The following is a 16,137-nucleotide window of genomic DNA, read 5'->3' as shown; positions in this document are numbered from 1 at the left end:
TATATGTCAAAAATTATAAAAAAGAAACTTACCGATTTGGGGTATGGTTTCGTACCCGAAACCTACCTCCAAAACGGAGATGAATATTTTTACCGTAACCAACAATTCCAGTCCACAGCCACGTTTAGACCACTAAGCGAAGAGGAGATAAAAGTGCTGGTGCGCAATGATAATTTTGCTAGTAACTGGAAAGATGTATGGGTTACAGATCAATTTCTGCCAGAACAGATACAAAACAGTAAGTTTTATGGAATGGTGCGCATCGGGGATATGGACGATGTGTATTTAGATTTTCGCGACCTGCGCTTGCCTTGTGGTATTTACAATTCTACTATTATCAGTTGTGATTTTGGTAGCACAGTTGCCGTACACAACGTCCGGTATATGTCGCATTTTATTGTAGGCAACGATGTAATGCTGGCCAATATCAGCGAAATGGAAACGAGCAGCTCTGCAAAGTTCGGAAATGGCATCTTGAAAAGGGGTGATGTGGAAGAACGAAGAATACGGTTGGAGCTGTGTAATGAAAATGGCGGAAGATCCGTATTGCCATTTGATGGCATGCAAGCTGGAGACGTTTTTCTTTGGTCACGCTATCGCGAAGATACCACGCTACAACGCCGTTTCCAAGAACTAGCTGAGGCGCAGTTTTCTGTGGAGCATGGCTATTACAGCGAGATTGGCAATCATTCTATTATAAAGAATACCCATACTATTAAGGACGTCAAGATTGGCGCGCATGCATATATTAAAGGCGTCAATAAACTAAAAAACTTGACGATTAATTCATCGTCAGAATCTTATACGCAAATAGGTGAAGGTTGTGAATTGGTGAACGGAATTATTGGTTATGGATGCCGAATCTTTTATGGCGTCAAGGCCGTTAGGTTTATTCTGTCATCTAATTCACAATTGAAGTATGGGGCTCGTTTGATAAACTCTTTTTTGGGAGACAATTCTACAATTTCATGCTGCGAAGTATTGAACTCGTTGATTTTTCCAGCACACGAGCAACATCATAACAATTCATTTCTTTGTGCAGCAGTCGTCAAAGGGCAAAGCAATATGGCGGCGGGAGCAACGGTAGGTTCTAACCACAATTCACGTGCTGCCGATGGTGAGATCGTAGCAGGAAGAGGCTTCTGGCCAGGCTTATGCGTAAGTTTAAAACACAACTCGCGCTTTGCATCATATACCTTGATTGTAAAAGGCGATTTCTTACATGAGCTGGATATAAAATTTCCATTTTGCTTAGTCAGTAATGAAGTCGATACCAACCGCTTGGTTATTTTACCGGGCTATTGGTTTCTGTATAATATGTATGCCCTGATGCGAAATACCTCGAAATTTGCAGCCAGGGATAAACGTAAGTTCAAAAATCAGTATATTGAATATGATGTATTAGCTCCAGATACCATCAATGAAATGTTTGTGGCGTTGGGTGAGATTGAAACAGCGGTGGGAAAAACTTTCGCCAAGGAAGGAGCGTCAGAAGATGAGCGGGCTGGCTTTGGACGTACACTGCTAAACGCTAATGATTCACTTGCTGGAAAATCTGTGTTGCTAGATAATGTAGAATTTTCGAAGCGAAAAGTCGTGCTGGCAAAGCCCCGTGAATCCTACCACGTCTATAAGCGCATGATCCGTTATTATGCATCTTTGGAAATCATCGGTGCACTCGAGGCTAGTGAATCAATGGATTCGTTCTGGACAAGAATAAGAGGAATTTCCCAAAATAGAAAGGCTTTTGAAAACATTGGAGGGCAATTGATCCCTGCTGCAAAGTTGAAACAGCTTTTGGACAATGTTCGTGAAGGAGCGCTTTCTTCCTGGAATGATGTGCACGAACATTACCATGCATGGAGTCGGGATTATCTCGAAGATCGGTTTGAACATGCCGTCTCTTCATTAGCAGAAATTCAAGAGAAAGAGGTAGCCGCTTGGGACCATCTGTTTTTACGCAATCTACTTACCGATGCGCTTGATACCAAAACATGGATATGTTCGGAAATTGAGAATGCACGCTCAAAAGATTACCAAAACCCGTTTAAGCAAATGATTTACAATTCTTATGAAGAAATGGAAGAAGTTGTCGGTAAATTGGCTGATAATGACTTTATTAATAAAGAGAAAAGTGCGCTGGCAAAGTTTGAAGCTACCATTGAAAGACTGATAAATAAGCTCTAGGAACAATCCTAGAGCTTTATTTTAGACACTTTAAAAGGTTTTTTTACAGCGGCGTGTGCCGCTTTTTTTGCTATCGTCGCTTGGAGATCAGTTATCGAAACTGGCTTGTAACTGTTGTTGCGAACATCCTCGTGAAAAAGCTTCTCGAACCAAGTACAAGCGGCTGTGAATCTTCCATAGCCAAGTTCCAAATGATAGCCATCGCGCGTATAATGGTCGCCAATGGAGCTACTACGTGCATTTTGAATCGCTGTGCCCGCCGGAATAATTTCGTGGAAATATCCCAACCTCTTCACGCGCTTAGTACTATTCGCAATCGATCGATACATCACGGCCTGATCGCCGTTATAATTTTTAAATCCTTCATGCTTGCTGTCTTTTTGGTAAGCCCAGGTTTGGTGATACACAAATCGAGGGCGCGAACCAACTTTATCGCGGACATACTTCACCAGTTCCGGAAGGCTCTCTTCTATGCTTTCATATTTTCCTGATAGGGGGCTTGCCTGCTGAAAACTAATATAATCCCATTCCTCATCTTCAAGTGCATCGGATATGCTAACATCTTTCGTCGTCGTCTTCCTACCATCTAGTAAAACCTTACGATAGCTGTAATTTTTTGCGTCATTTCGTACATTTTGTACATGTAGGGATAGGGGTGCACCACCAATGTAAAGGTTTCCAATGACTATTTTTTTGTTGGCAGATGCTGCGAGTTCATGCAAGTAGTTCTCAATACCGTCTTCTGAAAAGCTGTTCCCTATGGCTAAGACATGCAAAACCGTGTCCCGTATAGAACTGTTTTGTGCATGACTTACGAATTGAAAGAGCAATGTGAAAAAGACGATAAGTGTAGATTTTCTAATCATATGTTTGTTTTCGTATAGGTGCGAAATTGAAATGCCAATGCAAATGATGCTGGGCATTATAAACGTTTGTTCAAGCAGTCTTTGGCTTAACAAGCAGAAAAACGACTTCGCTACGAAGGTAAGGAAAGCTTGCGGCTTATAGCAGCTTGACCCTAAACAATTTGCATTTTATTCGCTCGAATATGCCTTAACAATGGTATTTTTGAGGAGTAATGGCGTATAAGTTTGTAGATAATTATCGGGAAAAGGGCGCGCGAAAGCAGCTTGTAAACCACTTGGAAAAACGGGGGATAGAAGATAAGCGTGTGCTGCAGGCCATCGGTAAAGTGCCGCGCCATTTCTTCTTCGATGAAACATTTTGGAATCAGGCATACCGTGACATTGCCTTTCCGATAGGAGATGGGCAAACCATATCACAACCCTATACGGTAGCTTATCAATCAGAATTACTTCATGTCAGGAAAGGCGATAAGGTGTTGGAAATCGGAACAGGATCAGGCTATCAGACTTGTATTTTATTAGAGTTAGGTGCCGAGGTTTTTACCATCGAACGGCAAGAAAAGCTGTACCAACGAACAATCCAAGTGCTGCCCTACATGGGGTATCAACCCCACTTTTTTTTAGGTGATGGCTCGAAAGGTATTCCTGAACACGCAGCGTACGACAAAATTATCGTGACAGCTGGCGCACCATTCGTTCCTGAGCTTATGTTGAAACAGTTGCGTTATGGTGGCCTTTTAGTGATACCTGTCGGCGACGAAAAATCACAAAAGATGGTAACTATCCTACGCGTGGGCGAAAATGATTTCGAACGCATTGAACTTGATACCTTTAGGTTTGTACCCTTAGTGGGAGACCAAGCTTGGTAGGAAAGATAATTAATTGAAAATAAGAGCTCGGTACTGCCGAGCTTTTCCTATTTTTATGGCATGATATATCAGAAGTACCAAGACCATATTCAACAGTCTGGTGAAGAGATCCAACAATTAAATAAGCGCATCAATCAAAATAGTTTTGCTCGTCTCTTTGTTATCCTTGGCGGCGGCGCGCTACTGTTCTACAGTTTTCAACTTAATAATATTCTACTGGTACTGATGTTAACTATCGGCATCATTTTGATATTCGTCTTTCTCATCAATAGGCAAGCGAAGCTGGAACGGCAACGGGATGATAAACTAGCATTCTTGAAAATCAACGAGAACGAAATCCAGCTTAAAGATACACGGCAAGGTATCTATGATAACGGACAAACATTTGAAAACAACCAACACCCGTATACCGCTGATCTGGATGTTTTCGGTCCGTATTCTTTATTCGCTATGCTTAATAGAGCAGCAACGGCATTGGGGAAGTCTACCTTGGCATCATGGCTTATGGCCGCGGGCAGCCGGCCTAGTATTGAAAGCCGTCAACAGGCGGTTGCTGAATTGGAGAACGATTTGGAGTGGAGCCAACATTTCCAATCAAAGCTCGTTTTCAACCTGTCGCAAAAAATAGAGGTAAAAGCTTTTTTGGGGCGCTACTTTCAAGATTCAGGATTATCCTTTGGTACGCCGCTTTTGAAGATTTATGTCACACTCGTCCCGTTCATTATGTTAGCGCTCACTACGATTTCTATATTCGTTTATCCATTGTGGACTTATTTAGGCGGGCTAGCCATTATTCATTTGCTGTGGACGCTAGCCATGGCTGGCAAAGTAAGCCTGTTTTCCAGCAAAATTGATAAGGTGGGGCAAGTCTTGGCAGCCTATGCAGATGGGCTTGCGCTTATTGAAGGCAAAGCATTCAATACGTCCCTCACACAAATGCTACAAAGCAAGTTGCGGATGAATGATACGCAACTTTCCAACGCATTTAAACAGCTAGCGCAACTCATTAATAATCTTGACGCGCGCAATAATATGCTGGTTGGAAGCTTGCTCAATATGGTCTTTCTCTGGGATTTCAAATATGTAATGAAAATTGTCCACTGGAAAAGCCAATATGAAGCTAATATTTTGCTCGCATTTGATGTAATAGCCGAATTTGAAGCATTGAATTCGTTGGCCATTTTAAAGCGGAACCATCCGGAGTGGACGCTTCCACAAATTTTAGATCATAAGGATAATGTCTCCTTGGCGACGACGCATATTGCGCATCCCTTAATTTCAGTTAAGACATCGGTAGTGAATGATTACACCAACGAGAACCACAGCATTGCATTAATAACTGGTTCGAACATGGCAGGGAAAAGCACATTCCTACGCACCATAGGAATTAATGCTGTGCTGGCCTATGCCGGAGCTGTATGTTGTGCGAAGTCTTTCCGCCTGCCTATTTATCATTTGATCTCCTACATGCGCATTAAAGATTCGCTGAATGAAAGCACGTCCACATTTAAAGCGGAGTTAGACAGGATGCGGTTTATCCTACAAACGGTCGAAAAGGACAAGCAGAGCTTCTTTCTTATTGATGAGATGTTGCGCGGTACAAATTCTGTCGATAAATACCTGGGATCGCGTGCCATCATTCGGAAATTGATAGCGATGGAAGGGCAAGGGATGGTAGCAACGCACGATTTACAACTCGCCAGCCTCGAAGAGGAATATAGTGGGAAAGTGCAAAACTACCATTTCGATATTCAGGTAGTGGAAGGAGAGATGCTGTTTGATTACAAATTGAAAAATGGTCGGTGTACCATCTTTAACGCATCCATGCTCCTGAAAGGTATCGGGATTGACGTGGAAAAAGTATAAATTATTCATATTAAATAACGAAGAATGACATTAGAGGAAAGGATACAGCTTGCCGAGACACGCGTGTGTACAACTGTTTTCCCATTTTTAACCAATCATCATGACACTCTGTTTGGCGGCAAGGCCATGGCTATAATGGATGAAGTATCTTTTATGGCAGGCACGCGATTTTGTCGCAAGCGATTAGTTACCGTATCAACAGATCGTATAGATTTCGAAAAAGCAATTCCCTCGGGCAGCATCATAGAAGCCGTCGCGAAAGTTGCCAGTGTCGGGCGCACCAGCCTGAAGGTCAAGGTAGAGATATATTTGGAAAAGATGTACGAAGAAGGGCGGGAGCTTGCTATTCAGGGCATGTTCACGTTCGTCGCTTTAGATGATGATAAAAAGCCTATTCCTGTATTGGAGGGGCTTAATATCGAAGCGTAAGTTAGGTAGAGGGGTTTTTAGCCCCTCTTTATGGTTTCTTTTGCACGACTATATTGATCTGCCCATTCCAGATCTACATCTAAATCTTGCGCAGCATGATAGACTAAATGTGGATCATCCAAAAAGGCACGTGCGACAAGTATTAAATCAGCCTGTTGCTGTTTTAAGATTTCTTCAGCTTGCGTACCGCTAGTAATGATCCCAACAGCAGCGGTCGTTAAACCCGTTTTCCTCTTTATTCTCTCCGCAAAGCCCACTTGGTAGTTTGGCCCGACATCAATCTGCTGATGACGCACCGCGCCGCCGGATGATACGTCAATAACTTCCACACCTTTTTGCTTCAATATTGCAGTAAGTGCCACACTCTGCTCAATGTCCCAGCCTCCGTCAGCCCAGTCGCTTGCCGAAATACGCACCCATAAAGACTGCTCCGTTGCAACCTGAGCAACCGCGTCCACAACTTCCAATAAAAAACGTATCCTGTTTTCGAAACTTCCCCCATATTCATCAGTTCGTTGATTGACCAGCGGCGATAAAAACTGATGAATCAGGTAACCATGAGCGGCATGAATTTCAATAATTTCGTAACCAGCTTTTATGGCGCGTTCTGCCGCTTCACGAAAGCGTTCTACCAGCGCTTGGATAGCTGTCAGTTCTAAGGCTATAGGTGTGTGGTCCTTTTCATGAAAAGGAATCGCAGATGGAGCTACCGTTTGCCAACCATATTCGGTATCCGGCGCAAATTGTGTGCGTCCCTGCCAAGGCTTATTGTCGCTTGCTTTGCGCCCGGCATGTGCCAACTGTATCCCTGGTACGCTACCCTGTGATTTTATAAACGCTGTAATCTGCTGGTATTTTTCGATGTGTTCATCCTTCCAGATACCTAAATCCCAAAAGGAAATTCTGCCCTCTGGAACAACAGCTGTCGCTTCTTGTATCACCGCGCCTGCTTTGCCTATTGCAAATTGTCCCAGATGTACCAAATGCCAGTCGTTTGCAAAGCCATCTTGACCAGAATATTGGCACATGGGTGATACTACAAGTCTGTTGGGGAGTGTGATCCGTGAAAGGGGAAATTTTTCAAATAGTATTGCCATATAATTGTTTTTCGTAAATAGTCGTTACTCGTTTCGCTGCACAGGCTCTAGGTCAGCGAGCTCATCCTCGCTGAATAGACGGTAATGCACCTTGAAAGTTTTACCTAGAGGAGTTTCTAAAGAAAAGCCGCCTGGGCCAAAGCCGTCGAGTACGTCGAGCGTAAAATGGGCATGCTTCCAGTATTCAAATAGATCACGATCCACCCAAAACGGGAAGCCCTCGGCGTAGCCGATGAGGGCGTCGTTCATACGTGGATAGTATCCTCCCTTTTCAAAACACTGTGGCTGCGTGCCTTCGCAGCATCCGCCAGCTTGGTAAAACATCAATTCGCCGTGTTTCTCTACCAAGTCTTTTATAAGTTCTTTAGCTTTATCTGTTACATCTAATCTACGTATTGCCATAGCTATCGTTTATTAAAACAAATGGGATTATTTTCATAACCCCATTTGCGCTGTATTAGTTTATGTTGTTTAGAAAAATCCAAGTTTCTCTTTGTTGTAAGAGATCAACATGTTCTTTGTTTGGCGGTAATGATCAAGCATCATTTTATGATTTTCTCTACCTATACCTGATTGTTTGTAGCCTCCGAATGGTGCACCTGCAGGATAGGAGTGATATTGGTTTACCCACACACGCCCTGCTTGAATAGCGCGCGGCACTTGATACAGTTGGTGGGCGTCCCTTGTCCACACCCCTGCTCCCAGGCCGTAGATCGTATCATTCGCAATTTCAATCGCTTCCTGTTCATCTTTGAATGTCGTCACCGCTAGTACCGGCCCGAATATTTCCTCCTGAAAGATGCGCATCTTATTGTTCCCTTTAAACAGCGTTGGTTTAATGTAGTAACCTTCCTCAAAACCCGCTCCAAGGTTGTTTTCATCACCACCGGTCAAGACTTCAGCACCTTCTTCTTTTCCTAGTTTGATGTAAGACATGATCTTATCTTTTTGAATTTTAGAAGCCTGTGCGCCCATCATGGTATTCGGATCTAACGGATCGCCGACCTGGATTTTATTCACGCGATCAATTACTTTCGCAATAAAACGCTCATAAATGTCTTCCTGAATCAATAGGCGCGATGGGCAGGTACAGATTTCACCTTGGTTGAGGGCAAAAAGTACAGCACCTTCAATCGCTTTGTCCAAAAAGGCATCATCATGATCCATGACGGAGCTGAAAAATATGTTAGGCGATTTGCCGCCCAATTCTAAGGTCACCGGAATAATATTTTCCGTAGCATATTGCATGACCATCCGTCCAGTAGCCGTAGAGCCTGTAAATGCGGCCTTCGCAACTTTCGGATTCGTCACCAGCGTTCTCCCCAGCTCTGATCCAAAGCCATTTACGATATTGACAACGCCTTCGGGAATAAGGTCACCAATCACTTCCATCAATACCATGATGGATGTTGGCGTACTCTCAGCAGGCTTTAATACCACACAGTTTCCTGCAGCCAGCGCTGGCGCTAATTTCCATACGGCCATTAATATCGGGAAATTCCATGGGATAATCTGTGCAACCACGCCTAGGGGTTCATTTACGATGATTGAGACCGTGTCCTTATCCAACTCATTTATCGCACCCTCTTCGGCACGAATGACACTGGCGAAATACCTGAAGTGATCAATGGCCAACGGAATATCAGCGTTTAATGTCTCGCGAACCGCTTTTCCGTTGTCGATGGTTTCCACGGCAGCTATGTATTCCAGATTTTCCTCAATGCGGTCTGCAATTTTATTGAGCATAATGCTTCGCTCCGTTGCAGATGTCTTACTAAAGCTTTCAAAGGCTTTGTTTGCCGTATCGACCGCTAATTCGATGTCTTCCTTCGTAGAATGGGCAACTTTCGTAAAAACTTTCCCGTCAAGAGGAGAAATGTTATCGAAATATTTTCCCAGTGCAGGAGCAACAAATTTCCCGCCGATGTAATTGTCATAACGCTCTTTGAACGTTGGTTTTTTAATTGCACTCATGATACTTACTTTTTAAAGTGGTTTTGTTAGCAAAACAAATATATCTTTCGGCGTGTTGTAACAGTAGCATTATCGTCTCAAATAGTAGCATTATGCTGACAATAGCACCTTGCAGACGGTTTTGAAATAGCTACATTTGATTGTAATCCGTAAACAGCGAGAGGTCGTAACATGTCCAAAAATCATCAAATAAAAATGCTTCCGTTATCCCGCAAAGAGGAATTGTCAACCTTAGTGGAGAATCGGAGAGCCTACACACTTCCAAATTATGAGCTTAATGTGTTTGAAACATATGAAGCGAGTTCGTTGGTACCTCTGCAATTCGATGAATTGGTGATCATTAATATGATCAAAGGCAAAAAGGTAATGCATCTTCAGGAAAAGGTGTCGTTTGATTACTTTCCGGGCGAAACGCTTTTGCTTCCTGAATACACCAAAATGCAGATAGACTTCCCCGAAGCACGGCTGGAGGCTCCCACGCAGTGTACCGCCATAACGGTCGACGGAGCGAAGATTAGCGAAGTTGTCAATTACCTGAACGAGTTTTATCCAAAACATGGGAACGAAGCCAGCTGGCATTTTCAAATGGATAAATTTCACTTTTCAAATAGTGAAGAACTAGCACGATTGACGAATAAGCTTTTTCAAGTGACCCTGAGTGCCGATCTGCATAAAGAGGCTTTAGCTGATCTTGTGTTAAAGGAGCTTATGATTCGTATTATGCAGATGCAGGGCTTACTTGTGCTGGAAGAAACGCAGGTCAGTCCGGATAAGTCGGCTTCCCGTGGTGTGAAAGAATACATACTGGAAAACCTGACCGAAAAACTTTCGGTTGATAGCATATCAGCAAAAGTAGGTATGAGTAAAAGCGCGCTGTCCCGATTTTTTAAAAATGAATTAGGCGTAAGTCCTATGGAGTTCGTTATACGCATGCGGATGCAATACGCAAAAAAATTGCTAGGGGAAGTAGGAAGCGTTAAGGAAGCTTGTTTTGCAGCGGGATTTTCTGATGTAAACTATTTTATCCGGCTTTTCAAGCAACGAGAAGGAATAACGCCAGGGCAGTACATGCAGAAGTAATAGGGCGTAAAACTAATATTTCATCACGCGATCAAGCTCTCGTTTGCTCTCCCTTTCTTTGATCGTTTCACGTTTGTCGAAATCTTTCTTTCCTTGCGCTAGTGCGATTTCGACCTTAGCAAATCCGCGTTCGCTTATGAAGATGCGTAGTGGGACAATGGTGAAGCCCTTTTCTTCCCCCTTTTCCTTCAATTTCTTTAGCTCTCTTTTTGTAAGTAGCAACTGGCGGTCTCTCTTCGCCTCATGATTATAAAAGGAACCAAAAGAATACTCCGCAATATGCATGTTTCTTATATACAATCCATCCTCCAGAAAACTACAAAAGCTATCATTAATATTTGCCTTTGCCTCTCGAATAGACTTAATTTCAGTGCCCAACAATCGAATACCGGCAGTATACCGATCCAAAAGATGATACTCAAAAGAAGCGCGTTTATTTTTAATGTTTATATTTCCTGATATGCCCATTTTATCCTTGCAAACAGCAAAAATAGTGAATTTAAGCTTTGGTCGAAATTTTAATTGCAAACTGTTGTTAATCTCTTAACAATAATTTAATTTTATGATATTCATATGGTTTTTAGATGAGGTTAAGTCAATCGAGTTTCGTATGTTTGCAGCGGTTTTTTTTAGGCTGAATGTATACAATATTTATTTTTAATAGCTTACGTTTAGAATCTTTTGAACGTTGGCATTATTAGAAATTTTAAATTGTATATTTTTGTTTATAATTATATTTTTGACGTTTAATACGTGAAAGTCAAAAGTTAAGTCAGCTTACATTATAGAAATTATATCACAATAAATAGAATACCTACAGCATGAGCAAGGGAAAGTTAAGTGAAAGAACATCTAAGTTCCTACAAAGTGAACTGGAGCCCATCAAGTCTAATAATCTGTATGCTTATTTTAGACCTATTCAGTCTAAGCAAGATACGGAAGTTATTATAGATGGGAAGCGCGTGTTGATGTTCGGCTCAAACTCTTATTTAGGACTGACAACAGATGTGCGGATTATTGAAGCTGCGCAACAAGCCTTAGCCAAATATGGCACTGGCTGTGCAGGTTCGCGTTTTCTTAACGGTACGCTTGATATCCATGTCGAACTGGAAGAGAGATTGGCTAGCTATGTAGGTAAAGAAGCTGCGATACTTTTCAGTACAGGTTTTCAATCAAATTTAGGCCCACTTTCTTGTCTAACAGGGCGTAACGACTATATCCTGTTGGACGAGCGCAACCATGCATCCATAATTGACGGAAGTCGCTTATCCTTTTCGAAAGTAATCAAGTACGCACATAATGACATGGAAGATTTACGTGCGAAAATGGCGAGATTACCAGAAGATAGCTTGAAGTTGATTGCCACCGATGGTATTTTCAGTATGGAAGGCGATATTGTAAACCTTCCCGCAATGGTGGCTATTGCCGAGGAATATGACGCGGCAATCCTATGTGATGATGCACATAGTTTGGGGGTGATTGGTGATAGAGGCGCAGGCACTTCCTCACATTTTGGTCTTACAGATAACGTAGACCTAATTATGGGAACATTTAGTAAATCACTTGCTTCCTTGGGCGGTTTTGTGGCGGCGGATGCGCAGACTATCGAATACTTGAAGCACCGCGCACGGTCGTTAATGTTTAGCGCAAGTATGACGCCGGCTTCGGTAGCTTCTACGTTAAAAGCGTTGGAAATCATACAGACGGAACCCGAGCATATAGAACGATTGTGGGCAAATACAAACTATGCTAAAAAGCTATTGCTAGACAATGGATTTGATTTAGGATCTACGGAAAGCCCAATACTCCCCATTTTTGTCCGTAACAACGATAAAACGTACTACGTGACCAAGATGCTTCAAGATAGCGGTGTTTTTGTAAATCCCGTAGTTGCACCTGCGGTTCCGGCCGAAGAGTCACTAATCCGGTTCTCATTAATGGCCACACATACATTCGACCAGATTGACGAGGCTGTAGATAAAATGGCTAAGGTTTTCAAAACAGTCGAAGTCGAATCTTTTATGAACTAGTTTGATGATTACGATCGTTCCCGTTGAAACCAAAAAGCAACTTGCCGCTTTTATTGACCTGCCACATGATTTGTACGCGAATGATCCGAACTATGTGCCGGAGCTTTTTTTAGGGCAACAAGATCTGTTAACACCTAATAAGCATCCCTTTTATAAGCATTCATCTGCGCAGGCTTTTTTAGCCTATAAGGAAAATCGCCTTGTTGGGCGCATCTTAGCCATTTGGAATACCAACCATAATGCTTTTAATAACGTTTCCGAAGGTCAATTTGGCTTTTTTGAGAGTATTAACGACCAGGATGTAGCGAATAAGCTTCTGGAAACTGCGGCGGCATGGGTGAGAGAGAAGGGCGGAAGTAATATCGTTGGGCCAATTAATTTGACAACAAACGATACTTGCGGCCTTTTGGTTGATGGCTTTGATCGACCGCCGATGGCCATGATGCCCTATAATCCACCTTACTATATTAACCTCATTAAGAATGCTGGATTTAACGACAAAGTAGATCTTCGCGCTTATTGGGTAACGACGGAAACTGCTAGTCGGCGTTCTGTTATGCTTCTAGATCGGTTGGAAGATCGTTTGAAACGGTCTGGTATTACGTTGAGACAAATCAATCTTAAAGATTTCGATAACGAAGCGAAAAAGATAAAAACCATTTATAATAAAGCTTGGGATAAAAACTTAGGTTTTGTCCCAATGACCGATGAAGAGTTTCATCATACGGCTAAAGACCTGAAAATGATCGTCGATGCAAAGTATTGTATCGTGGCCGAAAAAGATGGCGAGTTGATTGGTTTTGCACTTGGCGTACCCAATATCAACGAAGTATTGATTAAAATCAAGCGTGGCAGGTTACTTCCTTTCGGTATTTTTAAACTGTTATTTGGCTTAAAGAAGATCAAGACTGTACGTGTATTGATGTTGGGTGTACTGGAAGGATATCGCAAGCTGGGGATTGAAGCCTGTTTGTACGGGCGAATTATAAAGAATGCTATTCCATCTGGCATCATTGCTGCAGAATGTTCATGGATGCTAGATCATAACTACATGATGAATCACGCTATAGAGCAGATTAACGCTGATCTTTATAAGCGTTATCGTCTGTACGATAAAGCGCTGTAAACATGAAACTTTTAATAACAGGAGCAAGTGGTTTTGTTGGGTCTCATCTTGTAGAACTCGCTAGCAAAGAAGGATTTGAAGTGCATGCTGCTGTTAGAAAGTCTAGTGACATCACCGCTATTACCCCCTACATACACACTTTCCATTTTACGGATTTCGGAGATGACCGCGGGCTACAGAGTCTTTTTGAGAACGAGCGGTACGATTATGTTATCCACGCGGCAGCCATGACTAAAGCAAAATCTGAGTCGCAGATCATGCTTGCAAACGTTGCGCTTACAGAGCGCTTACTGGATGCTGCATTTGGCTGTAGCGCTCCCCCGCAGCGCTTTGTCTTTGTTAGCAGTTTGGCAGCGATAGGTCCTGTCAGCTATAACGACGATGACATAGCAGATGATGCAGAATACAGGCCGCTCACACTTTATGGTCGTAGTAAAAGAGCGGCTGAAGAGATGATCAAAACGAAATTTGCGGATAAGCCGATCACAATCATCCGGCCAACAGCCGTCTATGGTCCTCGTGAAAAAGATTTGTTTATTCTTTTTGATACGATGAACAAAGGGCTCGACGCCTATATAGGTCGTGCTTCACAGAAGCTGTCCTTCGTGTATGTGAAAGATTTGATTCAAGTTTTATTAAACGCCTGTACCGCTCCGCAGCCTGCGTTAGTATCTTTCAATATAACAGATGGACATGTTTATTCGCGCTATGCCATGGCTGATATTTTCAAAGAAACCTTTACAAAAAAGTTGATCCGGCTTCATGTACCCTATGCACTGGTAAAACGTGCCGCGCTGCTATTTCAATGGGCTTTTCGAAATTCATCCAAAACACCCGTTATTTATCCAGAACGTCTGGGGGAGCTAACGGCGCAAAACTGGAGCTGCGATATCTCCAGAGCAAAAAATATTTTACACTATAAACCAAAGTACGACCTGTCCGAAGGACTGCGTGAAAGTTTGCTTTGGTATAAAGATAATAACTGGTTTTAAATAAAGCCCCATGAGTCAGCAGATCAACAAAAAGCTTTTCGAAGATCGTAAAAGAACAAACGTACTTAGTGTACCCGAGCAGAAATTTATTTCGTACTTGGTGCCTCGGGTTCCAAAGTGGGTATCTTCCGATGGATTGACGGGAATAGGTTTCGTTGGGTCCGTCATGATTTTGGGAAGCTTCCTTTTGGCAGAATATGTTTCCAGACCGCTATTACTTTTAGGGATATTGGGCTTTTTCGTGCAGTGGTATGGTGATTCACTAGACGGCCGCATTGCATTCTATAGAAATAAGTCGCGAAAGTGGTATGGGTTCGCCTTAGACATCGTGATGGACTGGATTAGTACCGTGATGATTGGGCTAGGTTATGTCTTCTACGCTCCGGATGATTTTAAATATTCAGGTTTCGCTTTGGTATCTCTATATGGTTGGGCTATGATTATCTCACAATTACGGTATCGCATTACAGATAAATACACAATTGATGCGGGTCTTATGGGGCCTACGGAAATACGAGTTGTAATTTGTGCCGTGTTATTATCTGAAGTAATCTTTCCAGGCAGCATCAATTACTTGGTGATAGGAATATGTGCGATACTGTTTGTGATCAACTGGATAGATACCAAAAACTTGCTTCACTTGGGCGATTTAAAAGATTGGGAAGAGAAGGCTAAGAAAACCGAGAAAGTACGTACGCATGAAACAGAAGTATAAATATCCTAAGCGCGATTTTATACTTTCTTTTGGTAAAGCACAGGTCTCCGCTTTTTTGGGCGGTGTTTCCGATTTTGCCATTTATACATTTTGTCTACAGGCCTTTGGCTTTTCCGCCCACGGATCGAATATTGTCAGTGGGTCTTTAGGTGCCGTTGTCAACTTTCTTATCAATAGGTACTGGGCCTTTGATAGTAAAACAATGCCTTTGGGTAATCAATTGTGGAAATTCGTTTTGGTGGTTTTAGGAAGCATTACGCTCAAATCTACCGGAATATATCTCCTGGTTGATTATTTTTTTTTAAATCCTTTTTACTCGAAACTCATTTTGGAACTCGTTGTTTCTCTCGGTTTTAATTTCACCATGCAGAAATACTGGGTGTTTAAAAAGTAGCTCGTTTCAAAACATCACTTTCTGACATTTCCCTCGTTTACGAATATTCATCACACGAAAGGGGGGGGGATTGTACTAGTATTAAGGTAGCAATGAGCTTCCGCAACTACCCCTTCTTCCTTATGGAACTAAACCAAAAATCGGGCTGCTATTTTTAGGATCGCAAAAGTTAGAACATAGGTAAGCTTCGGATTATACTTTTATTTCTCACAAGTCTGCCTTTGCAGTATTGTGAAAAAGTCCGAGAACAAGGCAATAATTGATCACATATGTCCGTTATTCATATCCAAGCAAGCTTAAAGCTTTTGTTTTTGAAAAAATATCCCGCAGATCCACAGGTGCTTGCGTGGTTCGGAGAAGAAATAAGCGGGCTGTACTTGCAAGGTATATGCCAAAGTTCTATCTTTGCACCACTCCGCAAGGGAGGGACGATTGAAAAGCGATAAATAGAAGTGGGAAAAGGGCTCGTAGAGAGCGCGTTTTCACGGTAACGAAAGCCCGGAAGGGCAGCA

At 42.4% G+C, this 16,137-nt stretch carries 16 protein-coding genes; 10 read left to right on the top strand and 6 right to left on the bottom strand.

All coding sequences use genetic code 11. The annotated features are described in order from the left end of the window. Positions 1 to 3: 3 nt before the first annotated feature. Positions 4 to 2,187, top strand: a complete 2,184-nt coding sequence (locus DI53_RS05455; RefSeq protein ID WP_037496393.1) for a DUF4954 family protein — start codon at positions 4 to 6, stop codon at positions 2,185 to 2,187. A gap of 8 nt (positions 2,188 to 2,195) precedes the next feature. Here the strand turns inward: DI53_RS05455 and DI53_RS05450 are convergent, their stop codons facing one another. Next, positions 2,196 to 3,053 (bottom strand): DUF4886 domain-containing protein, encoded by an 858-nt coding sequence (locus DI53_RS05450; RefSeq protein WP_037496434.1) that lies wholly within the window; start codon positions 3,051 to 3,053, stop codon positions 2,196 to 2,198. A 212-nt stretch (positions 3,054 to 3,265) separates the two neighbouring features. Here DI53_RS05450 and DI53_RS05445 point away from each other — a divergent pair, with 212 nt between their 5' ends. Genes DI53_RS05445 through DI53_RS05435 form a run of 3 tightly spaced genes read left to right on the top strand, consistent with a single transcriptional unit; the run spans position 3,266 to position 6,217 of the window. Further along, on the top strand, positions 3,266 to 3,922 hold the full coding sequence (locus DI53_RS05445) for a protein-L-isoaspartate(D-aspartate) O-methyltransferase (protein ID WP_037496391.1): 657 nt from the start codon (positions 3,266 to 3,268) through the stop codon (positions 3,920 to 3,922). A 60-nt stretch (positions 3,923 to 3,982) separates the two neighbouring features. Further along, complete coding sequence (locus DI53_RS05440) at positions 3,983 to 5,788, top strand: MutS-related protein (RefSeq protein ID WP_037496388.1); 1,806 nt, start codon at positions 3,983 to 3,985, stop codon at positions 5,786 to 5,788. A gap of 24 nt (positions 5,789 to 5,812) precedes the next feature. Beyond that, positions 5,813 to 6,217 carry an acyl-CoA thioesterase gene (locus DI53_RS05435; protein WP_037496385.1) on the top strand — a complete coding sequence of 135 codons (405 nt, stop codon included), beginning with the start codon at positions 5,813 to 5,815 and terminating at the stop codon, positions 6,215 to 6,217. A gap of 17 nt (positions 6,218 to 6,234) precedes the next feature. Here DI53_RS05435 and DI53_RS05430 read toward each other — a convergent pair whose 3' ends face one another. From DI53_RS05430 to DI53_RS05420, 3 genes are all read right to left on the bottom strand, one after another. After that, a complete protein-coding gene (locus DI53_RS05430) occupies positions 6,235 to 7,314 on the bottom strand; it encodes an NADH:flavin oxidoreductase/NADH oxidase (protein ID WP_037496383.1) in 1,080 nt (359 codons plus the stop codon). Positions 7,315 to 7,338: 24 nt separating this feature from the next. Next, the gene (locus DI53_RS05425; protein ID WP_037496381.1) at positions 7,339 to 7,716 is read right to left on the bottom strand and encodes a DUF779 domain-containing protein; all 378 of its coding nucleotides are present in this window, start codon (positions 7,714 to 7,716) and stop codon (positions 7,339 to 7,341) included. 69 nt (positions 7,717 to 7,785) lie between these two features. Beyond that, positions 7,786 to 9,288 carry an aldehyde dehydrogenase family protein gene (locus tag DI53_RS05420; RefSeq protein ID WP_037496378.1) on the bottom strand — a complete coding sequence of 501 codons (1,503 nt, stop codon included), beginning with the start codon at positions 9,286 to 9,288 and terminating at the stop codon, positions 7,786 to 7,788. 195 nt (positions 9,289 to 9,483) lie between these two features. On the opposite strand from DI53_RS05420, the gene DI53_RS05415 reads away from it, so the two are divergent. After that, positions 9,484 to 10,368, top strand: a complete 885-nt coding sequence (locus DI53_RS05415; protein WP_117624848.1) for an AraC family transcriptional regulator — start codon at positions 9,484 to 9,486, stop codon at positions 10,366 to 10,368. 12 nt (positions 10,369 to 10,380) lie between these two features. Here DI53_RS05415 and smpB read toward each other — a convergent pair whose 3' ends face one another. Beyond that, complete coding sequence (gene smpB, locus DI53_RS05410; protein WP_037496374.1) at positions 10,381 to 10,836, bottom strand: SsrA-binding protein SmpB; 456 nt, start codon at positions 10,834 to 10,836, stop codon at positions 10,381 to 10,383. 353 nt (positions 10,837 to 11,189) lie between these two features. On the opposite strand from smpB, the gene spt reads away from it, so the two are divergent. From spt to DI53_RS05385, 5 genes are read left to right on the top strand one after another with little or no spacing between them, the layout of a single operon-like run. Next, positions 11,190 to 12,398, top strand: a complete 1,209-nt coding sequence (gene spt / locus DI53_RS05405; RefSeq protein WP_037496372.1) for a serine palmitoyltransferase — start codon at positions 11,190 to 11,192, stop codon at positions 12,396 to 12,398. 4 nt (positions 12,399 to 12,402) lie between these two features. Further along, complete coding sequence (locus DI53_RS05400) at positions 12,403 to 13,524, top strand: hypothetical protein (protein WP_037496370.1); 1,122 nt, start codon at positions 12,403 to 12,405, stop codon at positions 13,522 to 13,524. 2 nt (positions 13,525 to 13,526) lie between these two features. Further along, the gene (locus tag DI53_RS05395; RefSeq protein ID WP_037496368.1) at positions 13,527 to 14,516 is read left to right on the top strand and encodes an NAD-dependent epimerase/dehydratase family protein; all 990 of its coding nucleotides are present in this window, start codon (positions 13,527 to 13,529) and stop codon (positions 14,514 to 14,516) included. A gap of 10 nt (positions 14,517 to 14,526) precedes the next feature. Beyond that, positions 14,527 to 15,231 (top strand): CDP-alcohol phosphatidyltransferase family protein, encoded by a 705-nt coding sequence (locus tag DI53_RS05390; protein WP_037496364.1) that lies wholly within the window; start codon positions 14,527 to 14,529, stop codon positions 15,229 to 15,231. After that, complete coding sequence (locus DI53_RS05385) at positions 15,215 to 15,625, top strand: GtrA family protein (protein ID WP_037496361.1); 411 nt, start codon at positions 15,215 to 15,217, stop codon at positions 15,623 to 15,625. Before DI53_RS05390 ends, DI53_RS05385 begins: the two co-directional genes overlap by 17 nt. A 280-nt stretch (positions 15,626 to 15,905) precedes the next feature. On the opposite strand, the gene DI53_RS20525 is transcribed toward DI53_RS05385, so the two are convergent. Continuing rightward, positions 15,906 to 16,137: hypothetical protein (locus DI53_RS20525; RefSeq protein ID WP_206537997.1), on the bottom strand; the 232-nt coding region annotated here is incomplete at its 5' end.

This window comes from Sphingobacterium deserti (assembly GCF_000757725.1).
Classification (GTDB): Bacteria; Bacteroidota; Bacteroidia; order Sphingobacteriales; family Sphingobacteriaceae; genus Sphingobacterium; species Sphingobacterium deserti.
The sequence above is the reverse complement of the archived record's forward strand: the minus strand, read 5'-3'. Positions and strand labels throughout refer to the sequence as shown.